General features: G+C 64.9%; 17 protein-coding genes and 1 pseudogene. 6 read left to right on the forward strand and 12 right to left on the reverse strand.

The features are described 5' to 3' along the window. Positions 1–655, reverse strand: a pseudogene (locus EN745_RS04830) (PAS domain-containing sensor histidine kinase); the annotation flags it as partial. A gap of 168 nt (positions 656–823) precedes the next feature. Continuing rightward, a complete protein-coding gene (gene pepN, locus EN745_RS04835) occupies positions 824–3469 on the reverse strand; it encodes an aminopeptidase N (RefSeq protein ID WP_127420680.1) in 2646 nt (881 codons plus the stop codon). Positions 3470–3623: 154 nt separating this feature from the next. Here pepN and EN745_RS04840 point away from each other — a divergent pair, with 154 nt between their 5' ends. Then, on the forward strand, positions 3624–3803 hold the full coding sequence (locus tag EN745_RS04840) for a hypothetical protein (RefSeq protein WP_126055754.1): 180 nt from the start codon (positions 3624–3626) through the stop codon (positions 3801–3803). Next, positions 3800–4777 (forward strand): DMT family transporter, encoded by a 978-nt coding sequence (locus tag EN745_RS04845; RefSeq protein ID WP_126055753.1) that lies wholly within the window; start codon positions 3800–3802, stop codon positions 4775–4777. The genes EN745_RS04840 and EN745_RS04845 overlap by 4 nt, the downstream gene beginning before the upstream one ends. On the opposite strand, the gene EN745_RS04850 is transcribed toward EN745_RS04845, so the two are convergent. The 3 genes from EN745_RS04850 to EN745_RS04860 all read right to left on the reverse strand — a co-directional run bounded on the left by EN745_RS04850 (position 4778) and on the right by EN745_RS04860 (position 7284). Further along, entirely contained in the window at positions 4778–5590 is an 813-nt protein-coding gene (locus tag EN745_RS04850) for a helix-turn-helix transcriptional regulator (RefSeq protein ID WP_126055752.1), read from the reverse strand. It abuts the gene before it with no gap. Between the two features lie 85 nt (positions 5591–5675). Next, positions 5676–6593 (reverse strand): uracil-DNA glycosylase, encoded by a 918-nt coding sequence (locus EN745_RS04855; RefSeq protein ID WP_126055751.1) that lies wholly within the window; start codon positions 6591–6593, stop codon positions 5676–5678. A 49-nt stretch (positions 6594–6642) separates the two neighbouring features. Beyond that, on the reverse strand, positions 6643–7284 hold the full coding sequence (locus EN745_RS04860; protein ID WP_126055750.1) for a hypothetical protein: 642 nt from the start codon (positions 7282–7284) through the stop codon (positions 6643–6645). A 197-nt stretch (positions 7285–7481) separates the two neighbouring features. Here EN745_RS04860 and EN745_RS04865 point away from each other — a divergent pair, with 197 nt between their 5' ends. Both EN745_RS04865 and EN745_RS04870 read left to right on the forward strand, forming a co-directional pair. Then, positions 7482–9161, forward strand: a complete 1680-nt coding sequence (locus EN745_RS04865) for an electron transfer flavoprotein-ubiquinone oxidoreductase (protein WP_126055749.1) — start codon at positions 7482–7484, stop codon at positions 9159–9161. Positions 9162–9302: 141 nt separating this feature from the next. Next, entirely contained in the window at positions 9303–9902 is a 600-nt protein-coding gene (locus tag EN745_RS04870; protein WP_126055748.1) for a DUF922 domain-containing protein, read from the forward strand. Between the two features lie 19 nt (positions 9903–9921). On the opposite strand, the gene EN745_RS04875 is transcribed toward EN745_RS04870, so the two are convergent. From EN745_RS04875 to EN745_RS04890, 5 genes are all read right to left on the reverse strand, one after another. Then, positions 9922–10932: an endonuclease/exonuclease/phosphatase family protein gene (locus tag EN745_RS04875; protein ID WP_126055747.1), complete on the reverse strand. Its 1011-nt coding sequence runs from the start codon at positions 10930–10932 to the stop codon at positions 9922–9924. 137 nt (positions 10933–11069) lie between these two features. After that, on the reverse strand, positions 11070–12530 hold the full coding sequence (locus tag EN745_RS04880) for an AMP nucleosidase (RefSeq protein ID WP_245455537.1): 1461 nt from the start codon (positions 12528–12530) through the stop codon (positions 11070–11072). Positions 12531–12710: 180 nt separating this feature from the next. Beyond that, positions 12711–12905: a hypothetical protein gene (locus EN745_RS04885; protein WP_126055745.1), complete on the reverse strand. Its 195-nt coding sequence runs from the start codon at positions 12903–12905 to the stop codon at positions 12711–12713. A 32-nt stretch (positions 12906–12937) separates the two neighbouring features. Further along, the gene (locus EN745_RS35960) at positions 12938–13090 is read right to left on the reverse strand and encodes a hypothetical protein (RefSeq protein WP_189362959.1); all 153 of its coding nucleotides are present in this window, start codon (positions 13088–13090) and stop codon (positions 12938–12940) included. A 179-nt stretch (positions 13091–13269) separates the two neighbouring features. Next, positions 13270–13611: a DUF2147 domain-containing protein gene (locus tag EN745_RS04890; protein ID WP_126055744.1), complete on the reverse strand. Its 342-nt coding sequence runs from the start codon at positions 13609–13611 to the stop codon at positions 13270–13272. A 434-nt stretch (positions 13612–14045) separates the two neighbouring features. On the opposite strand from EN745_RS04890, the gene EN745_RS04895 reads away from it, so the two are divergent. Beyond that, a complete protein-coding gene (locus EN745_RS04895; RefSeq protein ID WP_126055743.1) occupies positions 14046–14312 on the forward strand; it encodes a sel1 repeat family protein in 267 nt (88 codons plus the stop codon). A 317-nt stretch (positions 14313–14629) separates the two neighbouring features. Continuing rightward, on the forward strand, positions 14630–15751 hold the full coding sequence (locus EN745_RS04900; RefSeq protein WP_126055742.1) for an ABC transporter substrate-binding protein: 1122 nt from the start codon (positions 14630–14632) through the stop codon (positions 15749–15751). A gap of 46 nt (positions 15752–15797) precedes the next feature. Here EN745_RS04900 and EN745_RS04905 read toward each other — a convergent pair whose 3' ends face one another. Both EN745_RS04905 and EN745_RS04910 read right to left on the reverse strand, forming a co-directional pair. After that, complete coding sequence (locus tag EN745_RS04905) at positions 15798–17774, reverse strand: acetyl/propionyl/methylcrotonyl-CoA carboxylase subunit alpha (protein WP_127420681.1); 1977 nt, start codon at positions 17772–17774, stop codon at positions 15798–15800. Positions 17775–17823: 49 nt separating this feature from the next. Continuing rightward, entirely contained in the window at positions 17824–18072 is a 249-nt protein-coding gene (locus tag EN745_RS04910; protein WP_348628287.1) for a hypothetical protein, read from the reverse strand. Positions 18073–18142 lie beyond the last annotated feature (70 nt).

An 18142-nucleotide genomic window follows, 5' to 3' on the forward strand; every position in this document is an offset into this window, starting at 1 on the left:
GCACAAACAGTGTGACGTTGAGCGAGACGGTCTTGCGCCAGCTGTCGAAGACCGCATCCCGAGGCACCAGCGCGGCGGCGGCGTTCTTGCGGTCGCCGGTCAGGCTCACCGCCCCATACCAGTCTTTTCCGTCGATGCTGATATCCATGACGCCGGCCCGCTCGCCGAACATGAACAGCGGCTGGCCGCCCTGGACCAGGCTGTCCAGCGCGCGTTCCTGCCAGCCGCTCGACAGCGGCGACACGGCGATGATCTTGAAGTTGCCGTCGGTGATGGCAAGCACGTGGCTGCGGCCCATGGCCCCCCGGCGACCGGCACTCTCCATCAGGTCAGGCGCGGTCACTGAAGCGGCGTTTGGATCGGCGCTGATCGCGCTCGCCATCTGAGCGGCCGCCAGCGAAAGGATCGCCTTGGCGTCGCGTTCGACATCGTCGCGCTCGTTCATCAGCGACAGCACGCGCAGCGCCGCGATGACGATCAGGAAGATGATGATGAGGGCAGGGATCGAGCGGCGCAGCCACGGCTCGGCCGCCAGCAGCCGCCTATAGGCGGGTTCGGCGATCAGCCGGGTGTTGCCGGCAAGCCCGTCGGCCCGCGCCCTGCGACGCTCAAAAGCCTTCCCTCCGGGCGCGCCCCACGCGTCCGCCTTGGCCATAAATGGCTACTCCCCGAATTCCGTATGCTTGATGGTCCGGTTACGCCGCACGCCCGAATCGTCATTAAAGAATCAAAGGTGATTCGCCTTGTCCAGAGGCGCGGCCAAAAAAGATTAAAAGTTGATTGAAATTCGTCCTTTCCTCCGACAGGAAGAAAGGGAAGGCCCTTACGCCAAAGTCCGCTCGACGATATCCCTGAGATCGGCCGACAGCTTCTCCGCGGCGGCCATCGCAAGCAACGCCTCCCTGGCCTTGGCCTGGCGTTTCGGCTCCAGCGAGCGCCAGGAGCGCAGCGCCGTCGCCAGCCTTGCCGCCAGTTGGGGGTTGCGCTTCTCGACCTCGAGCACGGTCTCGGTAAAGAAGCGGTAGCCCTCGCCGTCGGCGCGGTGGAAGCCGGTCTGGTTGGCGCTGGAGAAGGTGCCGACCAGGGCGCGCACCCGGTTGGGATTGGCCATCGAGAAGGCAGGGTGACCGGTCAGCGCGCGCACCGCCTCGACGGTCTGCGGGCCGGGCACGCCGGCCTGGATCTGAAACCATTTGTCCATGACCAGCGCATCGCCGCCGTACTTCGCTTCGAAAGCGGCCAGCGCCTCGACCGCTTGACGCGAGCCGGCATGCCGATGCGCGAGCACGGTCAGCGCGGCGGCGCGATCGGTCATGTTGCTGGCGGAGCGGAAGTGACTGGCGGCGAGCGCGGCGCCTTCCGGCAGCAGCGCCAGATAGTCGAGCAGGATGTTGCGCAGCGCACGGCGTCCGGCGCTCGAGGCATTGGGGCTGAACGGCCCCTTGTCGGCAAGCCGTTCATAGAGGTCGGAGAAGCTATCGCGGTTCGGCTTGGCGATCGCCAGGGCCAGCGCCTCGCGTGCTGCGAAGATGGCGTCGGGGTCGATGCCCTTGCCGATGTCGCGGGCGATGTCGGCCTCGCCGGGGAGCGACAACGCCAGAGCCCGATAGGCCGGCTCCAGCGTCTCGTCGCCGGCGATCTTCCCGGCAAGCTCGGCGAGTCGCGCCGTGAACACCGGCTCCGTGCCGCCGAGCACCTGGCGGAAGGCCGCTATCAGCGCGTCGGTCAGTAGCGTGTTGAAGGCCTGCCAGCGCGCGAAGCTGTCGCTGTCGTGGCCGGCAAGGAAGAACTGGTCGTCGGCTCTCTGTTCGACCGAGAGCGTGATTGGTGCCGAGAAGCCGCGGTTGAGCGACACCGCCGGGCGCTCGGCTACGCCGGTGAAGCGCACCAGATGGCGGCGCTTGCGGATATGGATGACGCCGTCCTCGACCGTCGCACCCTCGACGGCATCATAGGCGACCGGCTTGCCGCCGGCGCCGACCAGGCCGAATGACAGCGGAATGTGCATCAGCCGCTTGCGGCTCTCCGACGGTGTCGGCGGCACGGACTGCTCGATCTCCAGCGTGAATTCCTTTGTCCCCGCATTGTGCGAGGAGCTCACGGTCAGGTTCGGCGTTCCCGCCTGATGATACCACAGGGCGAATTGTGACAGGTCGCGTCCCGACGCGTCCTCGAACGCCTTGAGAAAGTCCTCGATCGTCGCGGCCTCTCCGTCGTGGCGCTCGAAATAGAGGTTCATGCCGGCGCGGAACGCGCCGGCGCCGAGGATGGTGCGGATCATGCGCACCACTTCCGAACCCTTCTCGTAGACGGTCGCCGTGTAGAAATTGTTGATTTCGCGGTAGCGGCGCGGCCTGACCGGATGTGCCAGCGGGCCCTGATCCTCGGGGAACTGGTGGGCGCGCAGCGTGCGCACCTCGGCGATGCGCTTAACCGCCCGCGAGCGCTGGTCGGCGGAGAATTCATGGTCGCGGTAAACGGTGAGCCCTTCCTTCAGGCAGAGCTGGAACCAGTCGCGGCAAGTGATTCTGTTGCCTGTCCAATTGTGGAAATACTCATGCGCGATGATCGCCTCGATATTGGCGAAATCGGCATCGGTCGCGGTCTCCTCGTCGGCCAGCACATATTTGTCGTTGAAGATGTTGAGGCCCTTGTTCTCCATCGCGCCCATGTTGAAGTCGGAGACGGCGACGATGTTGAACACGTCGAGATCGTATTCGCGGCCGAAGGCGTCCTCGTCCCATTTCATCGAGCGCTTCAGCGCATCCATCGCATAGCCCGCCAGCCGCTCCTTGCCGGGCTCGACATAGATGCCGAGCTCGACCTTGCGGCCGGATAGGGTGGTGAAGCTGTCGGCCACCTTGCCGAGATTGCCCGCCACCAGCGCGAACAGGTAGGACGGCTTGGGGAAGGGATCGTGCCAGACCGCATAGTGCCAGCCATCGGCAACCGCGCCGGTTTCCACCGGGTTGCCGTTGGAGAGTAGCAGCGGCGCTTCTTCGCGCCGCGCCTCGATGCGCACTGTATAGACCGACAGGATGTCCGGCCGGTCGAGGAAATAAGTGATGCGCCGGAAGCCCTCGGCCTCGCATTGCGTGCAATAGACGTTGCTGGAGCGATAGAGTCCCATCAGCGCCTCGTTGCGCGCGGGCACGATCTCGGTTTCCAGGACAAGCTCGAAGCGGGAAGCGGCCGGCGGCTTCAGGATGGCGAGTTCGTCGGGCGTTGCCGCGTAGTCCGCCGGCTGAAGCTCGCGGCCGTCAATGGCGATGCCGATCAGCGTCAGCCCGTCGCCGTCGAGCACCAGCGGCGCTGACGCCGCGACGCCACCGCGGCGCTCGACTGTGAGCGTGGCGGTGACGCGGGTTGCCCCTGGCGAAAGGCGGAAAACGAGGCTGGTCTCCGGGATGAGATAGTCACTGGGGCGATAGTCTTCGAGCTTGAAGACCTGGCCGGTATCGGTGCGCATTCGGAAGGGTTTTCCTGTCCTTGCCGGCGCGGCAAACACGCCCCGCTGGTCCAAAAAAACGAAGTCCGCGCTCTTTACACGAAACGGTCACTCGACAAAACTGCGCCAATGCCTATTCGGGCATCCATTCCCCCACCGTCATCGCGAGGCATTCATGGGCGTGGTCACACCGAAACTCGCCATGGGCGCTTCCGTGTTGCGTCGCGAGGACCAGGCCTTCCTCAAGCGCGAAGGCCGCGGCGCGCTCCGCCGCGGGCACGGCATCAGCCACACCGGGATGCCGGCCACGCCGGCGCGCATCTGCGCGGCGATCCGGGACGCCGCGCCAAGGTGAGCGCCGAGGCGAGAGCTGAGCCGCAAGGCGACGGCGGACACGCCGGCCACCACAGCACGCTGCGGGGCATTGTGCTAAAGATCGTATCGGTGGCGGTCTTCGTCGGCATGCAGACTTGCATCAAGGCGGCCGGCGACGTGCCCGCCGGCCAGATCGTCTTCTTTCGCTCCTTCTTTGCCATCTTCCCGATCATCGCCTTCCTGGCATCCAAGCGACAGCTGGCCACCGCATTCGCCACGAAACGGCCGTTCAACCACGTCGCGCGCGGTATCGTCGGCGTCGGCGCCATGGGGCTCGGTTTCTTCGCGCTGACCAGGCTGCCGCTTCCCGAGGCGATCACGCTGAACTATGCCCAGCCCCTGCTGGTGGTGGTGTTCTCGTCGATCTTCCTTGGCGAAGCGATCCGTGTCTACCGCTGGAGCGCTGTCGCCATCGGTCTTGTCGGTGTGCTTCTCATCTCCTGGCCGAAGCTGACGCTGCTGCGCTCTGGCGCGGCGCTCGGTGACCAGGAGGTATTGGGGGTCATCGCCGCCTTCGCCGCGGCGGCGATCTCGGCCATCGCCATGCTCTTGGTCCGCAACCTCGTCCAGACCGAGAAGACGGCGACCATCGTGCTCTGGTTCTCGTCGACGGCGAGCGTGCTCTCCCTGCTGACATTGCCCTTCGGCTGGCAGCCGCTGACGCCGGTGCAGGCAGCCCTCCTGGTTGTCGCCGGCTTTTGCGGCGGGCTCGGCCAAATCCTGATGACGGCGGCCTACCGCCACGCCGAGGCCTCCGTCGTGGCGCCGTTCGAATACAGCTCGATGATCCTCGGCGTCGTGGTCGGCTATCTGGTGTTCGGCGATGTCGCGTCGCTCAACACGCTGGCCGGCGGTCTGATCGTGGTGGCGGCCGGCATCTTCATCATATGGCGCGAACGGCAACTTGGGCTTGAACGCACGCGAACGAGGAGGGCGACGCCGCCGCAGGGGTGATCAAGACCGCTCGGCACGCTCCTTCGCCAGCCGCACCAACGTCGACCGCGTCTGCTCGTCGGCCGGGAAAAAGGATTCGATCGCCAGTTCCGACAATGTGACATCGAGCGGTGTGCCGAAGACGGTGATCGTGCTGATGAAGGAGAGCACCTGATCGCCATGCGCGAGCCGGAGGGGGTGCACGATGCCGCTCGGCTCGATCTGGGCCGGCCGTCCGCTCTTCAGCCCGGAAGGATAGGCGCGCAACTCCTGTTCCAGCTCGATCAGCACGGGGTCGCCAATGGCGTCGTTCTGATGCCTCAGCCGTTCGAGCAGATGCGCGCGCCATTCGGCTAGGTTGACGATGCGCGGCGCAACGCCGCCGGGATGCAGGCTGAGCCGCAGCACATTGACCGGTGGCGCAAGCAGCGATGGTTCGGAAACATCGGCCAGGAATGGGCCGATCGCCGCATTGGCCGAGATAAGGTTCCAGTGCCGGTCCACGGCCAGCGCCGGAAAGGGCTCGTGGCCCCGGAGCACGGTTTCCACCGCCGCCATCGCCGGTGCCAGCGACGCATCGGAGAGCGGCTTCTCGCTGAAACTCGGCGCGAAACCCGCAGCGAGCAGCAGCTGGTTGCGCTGCCGCAGCGGGATTGAAAGCTGCTCGGCCAAGTGCAGCACCATCTCGCGCGAGGGCTGGGCCCGGCCGCTCTCGACGAAGGAGAGATGCCGCTGCGAGATCTCGGCCTCCATGGCAAGATCGAGCTGGCTCATGCGCCGGCGCGTGCGCCATTCGCGGATGAGGCTCCCGGCGGAGGTTTCGGATGTTGTCATGTGGGAAGGACTAAGGCGGCCAGGGGAGTAATTCAATTACCCCGGAGGTTATGGTGCCATCTCCCCCAAGGGGGGAAGGGGTGTTTCACTCCAACGCCTTCAGCTTCGCCTTCACCTCCAGAAAATCCCGCCAGGCCAGCTTCTTGTGCGCCGGCGTCCGCAACAGATAGGCCGGATGCAGCGTCGGCATGGCGGGAATGATGGTGCCGGACGCGGTCGTATGCGTGCGCCAGTTGCCGCGCAATCGAAGAATACCCTCGGTGGTGTTGAGCAAGGTCTTGGCCGAGGGGCCGCCGAGACTGACCAGCAGCTTCGGATTGACCAACTCGATCTGCCTTTCGATGAACGGCCGGCAGATCTCGGTCTCGTGCGGCGTCGGCGTGCGATTTCCCGGCGGCCGCCAGGGGATGACATTGGCGATATAGGCCGACGTGCGGTCGAGGCCGATTGCCGCCAGCATGCGGTCGAGCAGGCGCCCGGAGCGGCCGACGAAGGGCAGGCCTTCGAGGTCCTCATCGCGGCCCGGCGCTTCGCCAACCAGCATCAGCTCGGCATTGGGATTGCCGTCCGCGAAGACCAGGTTTTTAGCGGTGAATTTGAGATTGCAGCCGTCGAAGGCCGCCATGTGCTGACGCAGCTCGTCGAGCGTGGAGGCGCTGGCAGCCATCTGCCGCGCGAGCAGCGCCTGCGCCTCGTCGGGTACTGCCGCGACGGCGGGCGCGGTGCGCGCCGGCGCATCCGGCACCTTGCTTGCGTCCAGCCCGGGCGCTGCCGTTGGTCGCTCTGGCGCTCTGGTTGCGTCGCGGCCTGGCTCCGGTGCCGGCCGTTCCTGGGACCGGCTTTCGCGCGCGGCCGGTGCCTGAGCGCGCTCGGCTTGCTTCGGCTGGACGTCGGCGAAGCGGTTGATGGGCGCGTCCTCCAGCGCCTCATCGACGCCGGCGCTGGCATAGAAGGCGAGCAGCTCGGCGATTTCGGCAGGGGTGTTGGGGAAGGCGGCGATCATGCTGCCACCATCGTCCGCGCGGCGGCGATTTGCAACCTCGGTGAGTTTGTCAGCCCGTCGGTATCCGCGGATCCTGCACCAGATAGAACGTCCAGCGCGGCGTGTAGTCGGTGATCAGGAATTCGAAGCTGCCCGTCATCAGCGGGTCGATCTTGCCGTTCTTGAACAAAAGCCGGTCATAGGGTTCGAAATCGCGGTCGAACTCGGCGAAGTTGCTCGCCACGATGTTGTCGGGCGACTTATTGCGCTGGTCGAAGGACAGGCCATCGCCGAATACGCTCGGCTGGTCGAGGATCTCCTGTAGCTCGAACTGGAACTCCACCCAGGCCTGGCCGCTGTTGTTGAGCGTCTCGATGCGCATGTAAATGATGCCGTTGGCGACCTCGCCGGCCTTGCCGAATGCCTCGATCGGCTTGGTGGTGCGGATGGTCAGCGTCACCGGTGTCGCCGAATTCAGCTCTTCGGTGATGACGATCGGATCCTCCTTGGTGCCGATGCCAGAGGCGCCAGTGATGTGAAAGCCGCCGAGTTCGTCGGAAAAGGAATAGGCGCCGGTTGCCCAGACCTTTTGCGGATCGGCATGGGCAGCCGGGGCCAGCAATGGAAGGAGCGGAAGAACCGCCCGGCAAAGCCGGCCGGGCGTCGAGAAAAAGCGCGTCAATGAGAAGCCGGATGGCTCAGGCGTGCGCATGGCGCGAAGTATTGCCGATAAGCAAGCCGTCGAACAATTGAAAAACGCCGGGAGAAATGGTTCTTCCCGGCCGGGCGCGACTTTTTGTCGAAATCGGCTTTGTCCGTTAAGCGCCGGTTTCCCGTCGCGAATTGATGCGCTATGCAGCGCATGAGCCAGCACAATGCGGGAAAGCGCGGCAAGCCAGTGAGGGGTCGATGAGCGATATCGAACGCGAGAGCATGGAATTCGACGTGGTCATCGTCGGCGCTGGTCCGGCTGGCCTTGCCGCGGCGATCCGTCTGAAGCAGGTCAATCCCGAGCTTTCCGTCGTCGTGCTGGAGAAGGGCGGCGAGGTCGGCGCCCACATCCTGTCCGGTGCCGTCGTCGACCCGATCGGCATCGACCGGCTGCTGCCGGGCTGGCGCGAGGAGGAAGGCCACCCGTTCAAGACGCCGGTGACCGATGATCATTTCCTGGTGCTCGGTCCGGCCGGCTCCTTCCGCCTGCCCAATATCCTGATGCCGCCGCTGATGAACAATCACGGCAACTACATCGTCTCGCTCGGCAATGTCTGCCGCTGGCTGGCGACCAAGGCCGAGGCGCTCGGCGTCGAGATCTATCCGGGCTTTGCCGCCGCCGGCCTGCTCTACAACGATGCCGGCGCCGTCACCGGCGTGGTGACCGGCGACATGGGCGTCGAGAAGGACGGCACGCATGGTCCGTCCTTCGCGCCCGGCATGGCGCTGATGGGCAAATATGTGCTGATCGGCGAGGGCGCGCGCGGCTCGCTCGCCAAGCAGCTGATCGCCAAATACAAGCTCGCCGACGGCCGTGAGCCGGCCAAGTTCGGCATCGGCCTGAAGGAACTCTGGCAGGTCAAGCCGGAGAACCACAAGCCTGGCCTGGTGCAACATTCCTTTGGCTGGCCGCTCGACATGAAGACCGGCGGCGGCTCCTTCCTCTACCACCTCGAGGACAACCAGGTGGCGGTCGGCTTCGTCGTCCACCTGAACTACAAAAACCCGTATTTGTCGCCCTTCGAGGAGTTCCAGCGCTTCAAGACGCACCCGGCGATCAAGGGGACCTTCGAGGGCGCCAAGCGGATCGGCTATGGCGCACGCGCCATCACCGAAGGCGGCTGGCAGTCGGTGCCGAAGCTGTCCTTCCCTGGCGGCGTGCTGATGGGCTGTGCTGCCGGCTTCGTCAACGTGCCGCGCATCAAGGGTTCGCACAATGCGGTGCTATCGGGAATGCTGGCGGCCGAGCATGTCGCGCAAGCGATCGCCGACGGCCGCGCCAATGACGAGCTTTCCTCCTACGAGGCTGCGTGGCGGGCGACCGACATCGGCAAGGATTTGAAGAAGGTGCGCAACGTCAAGCCGCTGTGGTCGCGCTTCGGCACCATCATCGGCGTCGGCCTCGGTGGCCTCGACATGTGGCTGAACACGCTGTTCGGCCTCTCGCCCTTCGGCACGCTGAAGCACGGCAAGGCGGACTACGCGACGCTGGAGCCGGCTGCAAAATATGAAAAGATCGCCTATCCGAAGCCGGATGGCGTACTGACCTTCGATCGGCTCTCCTCGGTGTTCCTGTCCAACACCAATCACGAGGAAAATGAGCCGGTCCACCTCATCGTCGGCGACGCGGCACTGCAGCAGCGCTCCGAGCACGATGTCTTTGCCGGACCCTCGACGCGTTACTGCCCGGCCGGCGTCTACGAATGGGTCGACAAGGACGGCAACGCCGCTGCCGATCCGTCGGCCAAGGACGTGCGCTTCGTCATCAACGCGCAGAACTGCGTCCACTGCAAGACCTGCGACATCAAGGACCCCAACCAGAACATCAACTGGGTGCCGCCACAAGGCGGCGAAGGCCCGGTCTATCAGGGCATGTGAGACAGGCAGACGCCTGACCCGGCCGTCTCGACCGCCGCTCAAACAAAAGCCGGCGAGGGGCCAGTCTATCGGGGCATGTAACGGGCCTGTTGAAACCGCGGCGCGCTTGTGTTTCCCTTCCCTGACGAGTGGAGGAAGGCCATGCGCGTTTCGGTTCTGGCATGCCTTGCGGCGATTGGCGTCCTGTGCAGTTTCAGCCCCATAGCATCGGCCGGCACCAAGCTGCTGGTCAAGACGCGCACCTACGAGATATCAGGTACAACAGGCGTGGCCCTGGTCGCGGCGATGGACCGCAACGGCCCCAAGCATGGCTTCATGACCCGCGCCATCGCCGACACCGCCTATACGGTGAATTGGGACCTCGCCATCAGCCGCACCGATGGAGTCTGCCACCTGCGGCAGGCCGACGGCGTGCTCGACCTCACCTACACCTATCCGCGTCTGGCGCAGCCGGCCAGTGCCGCGCTCGAACGCCGCTGGAAGCGGTTCTTCGCCGGCGTCCGTGCGCATGAGGAGACGCATGGCCGCATCGCCAGGCGCATGATGCAGGCCACCGCGAAGTCGGTCCGTCGGCTCAAGCTTGCCGACAACTGGTTTTGCACCGGCACCCGCCAGGAGGCGAGACGGCGTATCAACGCCGTCTACGCCGAATACGAGGCGAAGCAAAGGGCCTTCGACGCCCGCGAGCACCGCAATGGCGGCCATGTCGAGCATCTGGTGGATGCCTTGATCAAGCCTTGAGGATCGAAGGAACGCAGCGCTAGCGCAGCGTCTTGCCCGGTTGTTTGACGGCCGCCAGCGCCGTCTCATGCTCGTCGTCCGGCTTGTTCTCTTGCGGACGCAGCGAAAACTCCACCAGCACGGGAAGATGATCGGAGCCGGTTTCTTCGAGCCGCGTCGCCGAATGGATGATCACCCCGCCCTTGCTGAACACCTGGTCGATCGGCAGGCCGGCGAAGCGCCGCAGGACATCCGGCAGCTTGATGTACATCCAGGTCGGTCCGGCCGACGGCATGACGGTGAGCTTGCCGAGCGCCGCGACACGCCGCACCGCCGCGCTCCACGGCACGGCGTTGCAGTCGCCGGCCATGATCGCCGTCTCGCCAAGCGAGGCGAGCTGCTCCGACAGTTCACCGATCTGCCAGGACTGCTCGCGCGGCCATGGCCAGCTGAGATGGATCGCGGCGACATCGGCGCTGACACCGCCGAAGTCGACGCTCGCGATCGCCATCGCCCCGCGCCGCTCGCAATGCGGCCCGGTCCCCGCGACGAACGGACGCCTGGAGAGCAGCGCAACGCCGAACACGCCGTTCGGATAGGGACAAAGGATCCGGTAGGGATAGGCGCTGGTGATATAGCCAAGCTCGGTCGTCCACATCTCCGACACCTCGTCGAGGGTGATCACGTCGGGATTGGTCCGCCCTATCAGCGACAGCACTTTCTTCGGCGTCGGATTGTCGTAGCGCAGGTTCATCTGCAGCAGGCTGTAGACGATCTGGTCGGCCGGTTTGGCGTCCGCCTGCACCGGCCACAGCCTGGGTAGCGCGCTCAGCGTCGTGGCGAAGCTGGCGATGGCGAACAGCAGTGCCGCGGCCGCCTGCAGGCGAAACGGGGTTGCAAGCAGGGGCAGCGCCAGGAGCGCGATCAGCACGGCCAGATGAACGCGGAAATGCGAGAAGGAATCGAAGGCCGGATGCAGCGTGCCGAAAAACCCGGCAATCAGGGCGGCCGCGAACGCCATCATCGCCAGGAATGTCACCCCGGCTGTCATGTTAGAGCGCGATCCACCTGATCTCATCTGCCTGACTACTCAATGCCGCTGGCAACCTGTCCGGCTTGCTTATCCGTCAAATTGCGGCCCGATCAAGACGACGAGTTGCCTAGCCGGTTTTTGCAGCTGGTGACCGCCTATTGGAAGGCAGTCTCGGAAAAGCTCCTGAGTTTGCGCGAATGCAGCCGCTCCATAGGCATTCCGGCCAGCTTCTCCATCGCCTTGATGCCAATCGTGAGATGCTGCGCCACTTGCCTTTTGTAGAACTCGGTCGCCATGCCCGGCAGCTTCAGCTCGCCATGCAGCGGCTTGTCGGAGACGCACAGCAGCGTGCCGTAGGGCACGCGGAAGCGGAAGCCGTTGGCGGCGATGGTCGCCGATTCCATGTCGAGCGCGATGGCGCGCGACTGTGACAGCCGCTGCACCGGTCCGCGCTGGTCGCGCAGCTCCCAGTTGCGGTTGTCGATGGTGGCGACGGTGCCGGTGCGCATGATGCGTTTGAGGTCGTAGCCGGAAAGCCCGGTTACCTCGGCGACCGCTTCCTGCAGTGCCACCTGGATCTCGGCTAGCGGGGGGATCGGCACCCAGACCGGCAGGTCGTCGTCCAGCACATGGTCCTCGCGCACATAGGCATGCGCCAGCACATAGTCGCCAAGCGCCTGCGTGTTGCGCAGGCCGGCGCAGTGGCCGAGCATCAACCAGGCGTGCGGCCTCAGCACCGCGATATGGTCGGTGATCGTCTTGGCGTTGGAGGGACCGACGCCGATATTGACCATGGTGATGCCGCCATGGCCGGGCTTCTTCAGATGATAGGCCGGCATCTGCGGCAGGCGTTGCGGCGGCGTGCCTTCGGCGGGCACGCTCGACCCGGCATGGGTGATCACGTTGCCGGGTTCGATGAATTCGGCATATCCGCCGCCGCCATTCTCCATCAGATCGCGTGCGCGGGCGACAAATTCGTCGATGTAGAACTGGTAGTTGGTGAACAGCACGAAGTTCTGGAAATGCTGCGGGCTGGTCGCGGTGTAATGCGTCATGCGGTGCAGCGAATAGTCGATGCGCTGCGCCGTGAACGGCGCCAGCGGCCGCGGCTCGCCGAACGCCACTTCGAACGTGCCGTTGGCGATCTGGTCGTCAGTGCCGTCGAGGTCCGGCACGTCGAACAGGTCGCGGATCGGCCGCTGGATACGCTCGGCGGCGCTGCCGTCGACATAGGTGCCCTCCAGGAAGGCGAAATGCAGCGGAATAGGCGTGGTCGATTCCGACACCGTTACCTGGACGCCATGGTTGCGCATGATCAGCCGAAGCTGCTCGACAAGGTAGTTTTCGAACAGCGCCGGCTGGGTGATGGTGGTCGAGAAATGTCCGGGCGTCGGCATGTGGCCATAGGCCTGTCGCGAGTCGACCTGGCTGAAGGAGGTCGTGGTGACGCCGATCTCGGGATAGAAGGCCCGGTAGCGCTTGTTGCTGTCGCCGCCGGCGGCCAGTGCCGCGAAGGAATCGCGCAGGAACTTGGTGTTGCGGTCGTAAAGCACCTGCAAGGCCGCGACCGCCTTCTTGGCGTCGTTGAAACTCTGCCTGCCGAAAGGCTCAGGCATGACGACCGATTCGATGGCTTGGGGGTAGATTCGCTTTTCCATGGCTCAATATAGAGAGTTGGAAGAGCGGTTGGGAGGGGGAGGCGGGCGCGAAGGCGGCCAAAGTGCCGATTTTTGTCCGCGTCTTGAGATGGAAGTGAGATCAGGTCAGCCTCGGCCTCGCCTGAGTATCGACGTGTTTCAGCCGCGCTGCAGGGAGACCAGCAACACGAAGCCGACGCCCGACTTCCGCGGCGAGGGGGCCTCGATCGTCGAGCCGTTATCGGCCCGCATCATCGGCACCGCCAGCACCGGGGCGGCAAGCAGCATCAGGATGAGCGCCGCCCGCGGCAGGAGCCGGAGGATGTTCAGGGCGCTGGTGGTGATGCGGTTCATGGTCGTTGCTTCTCGTTTGAGGGTTGGTCGGTTCAGCGGATGAAATGGTTCATGCAGCCCGGCCGGCAGGCATTGGCGCCATCCCAGGCGCGGGCCGGGCGTCCGGCCTCGGCCACCAGGATGGCGAAGAGCATGCCGAACAGGCTCATCAGCAGGCAGACGATGGCGAAGCGGCGGGCAAGCATGCGTTGATCCTCTCCTTCAATGCCGAGGAGAATGCCCGAGCGCCGCTGAACCGGCTCTGATGCCGGTATTCATCTGCGGTTCAAGTTCGTTGCTGAGAATTTGGTGGCGAGCCTGCCGCCGAAAAAGAAAACGGGGCCGCGAAGGCCCCGTTTTCAGGTGATGGCGGCGAAGGCGCCGATCAGAGCTTGTGCCAGGTCTGGCTCTTGCAGAGCAGGCCGCCGAGCACGCAGCCGCTCATCTTGAGCGAGGTGCCCGAAAGCGTCGCCTTGCCGGCATAGGTCTTGTCTGTTTCCGGGTCGGTTATGCTGCCGGCATATTTGTTGTCGCCGGCCGCCTTCAGCGAGCCGATCGTCTTGCCGGCGAACTTGCCGGTCTTCAGCGTGATGGAAAACGCGCCGCCGCCGCCGATCGCCGCCGTCTCGCCGGATTGCGTCTTCCAATTGCCCTCGATCGGATCGGCAAAGGCCGCGCCGGCCATGATCAAGGTGGCCGCCACGGCCAGGCTCACTTTTCGCAACATGTCTGTCCTCCCTATAGGTTCAGGTGGGCCCCGTCCCGCCTTCCTACCCCTTACGCAAACGTAAGCTAGTCCAGCTTCCGGCAAAACAAAAGCGGTGCCGCCGGGGAAGGTTGCAGGATTTTGCCGCCCCTCTTCAACGCGGAAATGAACGGGCCGCTTCGTGGTCTTTGGTTCCCGTGGTTAGCGGAGTCTTGATCCGGTCGTTAGAAGTTTTCGTCAAATTTGCCGCAAACAGGCTCAACTGCGGGCTTTGTATGCTTAACGAATTTAAGCGTTTACCTCTTGTTTTAGCTTTGTTTTCCTCAAATTAAGCACGCCATTTAACGACGGATTCAAGGCTCGGCTTCATCCTCGAAAGCATCGAAAGAGCGGCCCCCCGAGGGATACCAAGGGACAGAAGGAGGCAGCTCTCGGGAGCCAGACAGGGGATTGAAATGGCACGTTTTGAAATGCTTGAAGGCGGCTTCGGCGCCATGGGAGCAACCGCCCAGGCCGACATTCTTTTCGAACTGGGCATGATGTATGCGACCGGCCGCGACTGCGAGACCGACGTCGTTGCCGCCCACAAATGGTTCAACATCGCCGCGATCAAGGGTTCGGTCCGCGCCGCTGAGCTGCGCTCCGAACTGTCAGCGGCAATGTCGAAGGCCGAGATCGCCAGGGCGCTGCGCGAAGCGCGCGAATGGATGACGATGCACTGAGGGATATCCGAGGGGGCCAAGGCCGCGCAGACGGCCGGCGCCAGGGACAAGGCCGCGGCAAGACGGTCGGACGAACAGGAAGACAGGGATGCGACCGGGCGCGGGAGTGTTCGGGGAAGCTCGATTGGCAAAAGCTGCGACCGGCCGGGACAAGGCCGGCGCGGCTTTTGCCGTTTTAGGCGGTTCGCGATACATTGCAGGCCCAATCGAGTGCCGGCAATGCGCCAAGACATGCCGGGCGAAGGATGAAATTGTCCGGCCTCTCTGAAAGAAGCGCGGCCGAAACGGCCGCGCGCCAGTGGAGGAGTTCTATCGCTATGAAAAAATTGGGTATTTTGAGCGCGGCCGCATTGGGCCTGATGATGAGCGCGCCCTTGGCCTTCGCCGATGACATCACCATTTCCGTGGTTGGTCCGATGACCGGCCAGCTCGCCACCATCGGCGACCAGTTCAAGCAGGGCGCCCAGGCCGCCGCCGACGCCATCAACGCCTCCGGCGGTGTCAACGGCAACCAGATCAAGCTCGACGTTCAGGACGACCAATGCGATCCGAAGCAGGCGGTTTCGGTCGCCAATCGCATCGTCGCCGACGGCACCAAATTCGTCGACGGCCATGCCTGCTCGGGTTCCAGCATTCCCGCCTCCGCCGTCTATGCCGAGGCCGGCACGCTGATGATGAGCCCGGCCTCCTCAAATCCGGAGCTGACCGATGCCGCGGCCAAGGCCGGCTGGCCGACGATCATGCGCCTCTATACGCGCGACGATGCGCAGGGCGCCTTCATCGGTCCGTGGATCGCCAAGAAATATGCCGGCAAGAACGTCGTCATCCTGCATGACAAGAGCGCCTACGGCCAGGGCGTGGCCGACGCCGTCAAGGCGACGATGAATGCCGGCGGCCTCAAGGAAGTGGATTACGAAGGCATCAATGCCGGCGAGAAGGACTATTCCGCCCTTGTCACCAAGCTGAAGGAGCTGAAGGCCGACGTCGTCTATTTTGGCGGCTACCATCCGGAAGCCGGCCTCATCCTGCGCCAGGCGGCCGAGCAGAACGTCAAGTTCCAGCTGATCATGCCGGACTCGATCGCCACACCGGAATTCTGGCAGGTTTCCGGCCCGGCCGGCGAAGGCACGATGTTCGTCTTCCCGTCGGATCCGCAGGCGAAGCCCCAGGCCAAGGATGCCGTCGCCAAGATCAAGGCCGGCGGCTTCGCACCGGAAGGCTTCACACTGTTCTCCTATGCCGTGGTCCAGGCCTTCGCCGAGGGCATCAAGCGCGCCGGCAGCGACGATCCGGCCAAGGTCGCCGAAGCGCTGAAGAACGGCCAGCCGATCAGCACCGTGGTCGGCGACGTCGTCTTCGACGAGAAGGGCGACCTGAAGAACGCCAGCTACGACATCAACCAGTGGCACGATGGCAAATACGCGCCGATCCAGCCGTAGTCGTTCTGCATCCGGATTGAGATGGCCGGGCTCATCCCGGCCATTTTCATTTGGAGTGGCTACCTTGCGCCTCATCTACGAAGCGCACCAGCACTGTGCCGTCGCTCACCTGCGCGCCCTCGGCCGCAACCTCGGCGATCACCCCGTCATGCGGGGCTGCGATTGTGTGCTCCATCTTCATCGCCTCCAGGATCAAGAGCGGCTGGCCCTTGATCACGGCATCGCCCACCCCGGCGCGCACCAGCTTGACCAGCCCGGGCATCGGCGCGCGCAGGCTGCCGGATGCCGCGGCCGCATCATCGGCCTTACCCAGCGGATCAGGCACCGCGAAGGAATAGCCGACCGCGCCTTCGAACACGGTGACGTGTCCCGGCCATCGGGCGGTGCGCGGAATGGCCCGCAGATCATGCGAATTGATCGCGTCATGCGGCGCTTCCAGCGCCACCTGGAAGCGGCCGTCCGGCCGTGCCGAGACCCGCGCCAGGATATCTTCCTCGCCGTGACGAAGCCTGATACGTCGCGCTACCGTGTGGAAGTGTGCATAGCCGGCAAGCGACGCCCACGGGTCGCCGCCGGTGGCGGGGGCGCCTGCGCCGGTCGCCGCGAGCGCGGCGGCGGCGATGGTCTCGTCGCTTGGCGGGGGCAGGGCGACCAGCTCATCCTGGTGCCGGCCGATCAGCCCGGTGTCGACGTCGCCGGCCGCGAAATCGGCATCAGCCGCGAGCGCGGCGAGAAAGGCGGTGTTGACCGTCGAGCCGGCCACTTCGGTCTCAGCCAGCGCCTTGCGCAGCGCCGCAAGCGCTGCGGCCCGGTCCTTGCCGTGCACCACCAGCTTGGCGATCATCGGATCGTAGAAGGGCGAGATCTGATCACCCGCGCGCACGCCGGTCTCGATCCGCATGGCGGCATGCTCTGGCGCGGTTTGCGGGAATTTCAGGTGGTGCAGCGTGCCCGTCGCCGGCAGGAATCCTCTGGTGGCGTCCTCGGCATAGATGCGCGCCTCGAAGGCATGGCCAGCGAGCTGGAGTTCGCCTTGCGTCTTCGGCAGTTTCTCGCCGGCCGCGACCCGCAGCTGCCATTCGACCAGATCGATGCCGGTCACCATTTCGGTAACCGGATGTTCGACCTGCAGGCGCGTGTTCATCTCCATGAACCAGAAGCGGTCGGCCTTCAGCCCCTGCGAGGCGTCGACGATGAATTCGATCGTGCCGGCGCCTGAATAGCTGATCGCCTTGGCGGCCTTCACCGCGGCCTCGGTCATCGCCTTGCGCAGCACCGGCGTCATGCCTGGGGCAGGCGCTTCCTCGATCACTTTCTGGTGGCGGCGCTGCGCCGAGCAGTCACGCTCGAAGAGATGCACGGCATTGCCGAAATTGTCGCCGAACACCTGCACTTCGATGTGGCGCGGCTTGTCGACGTATTTTTCCACCAGCACGCGGTCGTCACCGAACGCCGCCTTTGCCTCACGCCGCGCACCGGACAGCGCCTCGGAGAAATCGTCCGGGTGGTCGACGCGGCGCATGCCCTTGCCGCCGCCGCCGGCGCGCGCCTTGATCAGCACGGGATAGCCGATCTCGCGCGCTTTGGAGGCCAGGAGCACGATCTCCTGCGCTTCGCCGTGATAGCCAGGCACAACCGGCACGCCGGCCTTCTCCATCAGGCGCTTGGCCGCGTCCTTCAGCCCCATGGCGCGGATCGAAGCCGCCGACGGGCCGATGAAGACGAGCCCCGCCGCCGTCACCTGATCGACGAACTCGGGATTCTCCGAGAGAAAGCCGTAGCCGGGATGGATGGCCTCGGCACCGGTGGCGAGTGCTGCCGCGACGATCCTGTCGCCGCGCAGATAGCTTTCGCCGACCGGCGAGGGTCCGATATGGACCGCCTCGTCGGCCATCCCGACATGCAGGGCCTTCGCATCCGCATCCGAATAGACGGCGACGGTGCGCAGGCCCAACCTTCGTGCCGTGCGGATGACGCGACAGGCGATCTCGCCGCGATTGGCGATCAGGATCTTGCCGAACATGGAGCCCCCCGGTTTTGCCTCGGTCGGCGCCAGTCGGGCGAGCGTCGGCCTACTTCGAAGCTGCGATTTCGCAGCCGCCGCTCGCGGTCTTGACCCTCCACCTCTTCAAGCCCGCCTGGCAGGATCGTAGCGCCCGCTCTTCCGCGGCCTTTTGCGACGGAGCGTTCAGTCCCGAGCCGCAGATGATGTAGAGGTCGACGACGCGCGAATAGAAGGTCGTTGCATAGGCCGAATGGCCACTTGCAGCCACATAGTCCTTGTAGGCCCTGGTGCATTCGTCCTTCGCGCTGCCCGGCAAATACGGAGTGAATCGTTTGTCGCCGACCTTCCCGGCCAGCGATTGCGCCGCGCCGGCTCCGGCCGCAGCG

Source organism: Mesorhizobium sp. M4A.F.Ca.ET.022.05.2.1 (assembly GCF_003998845.1).
Classification (GTDB): domain Bacteria; phylum Pseudomonadota; class Alphaproteobacteria; order Rhizobiales; family Rhizobiaceae; genus Mesorhizobium.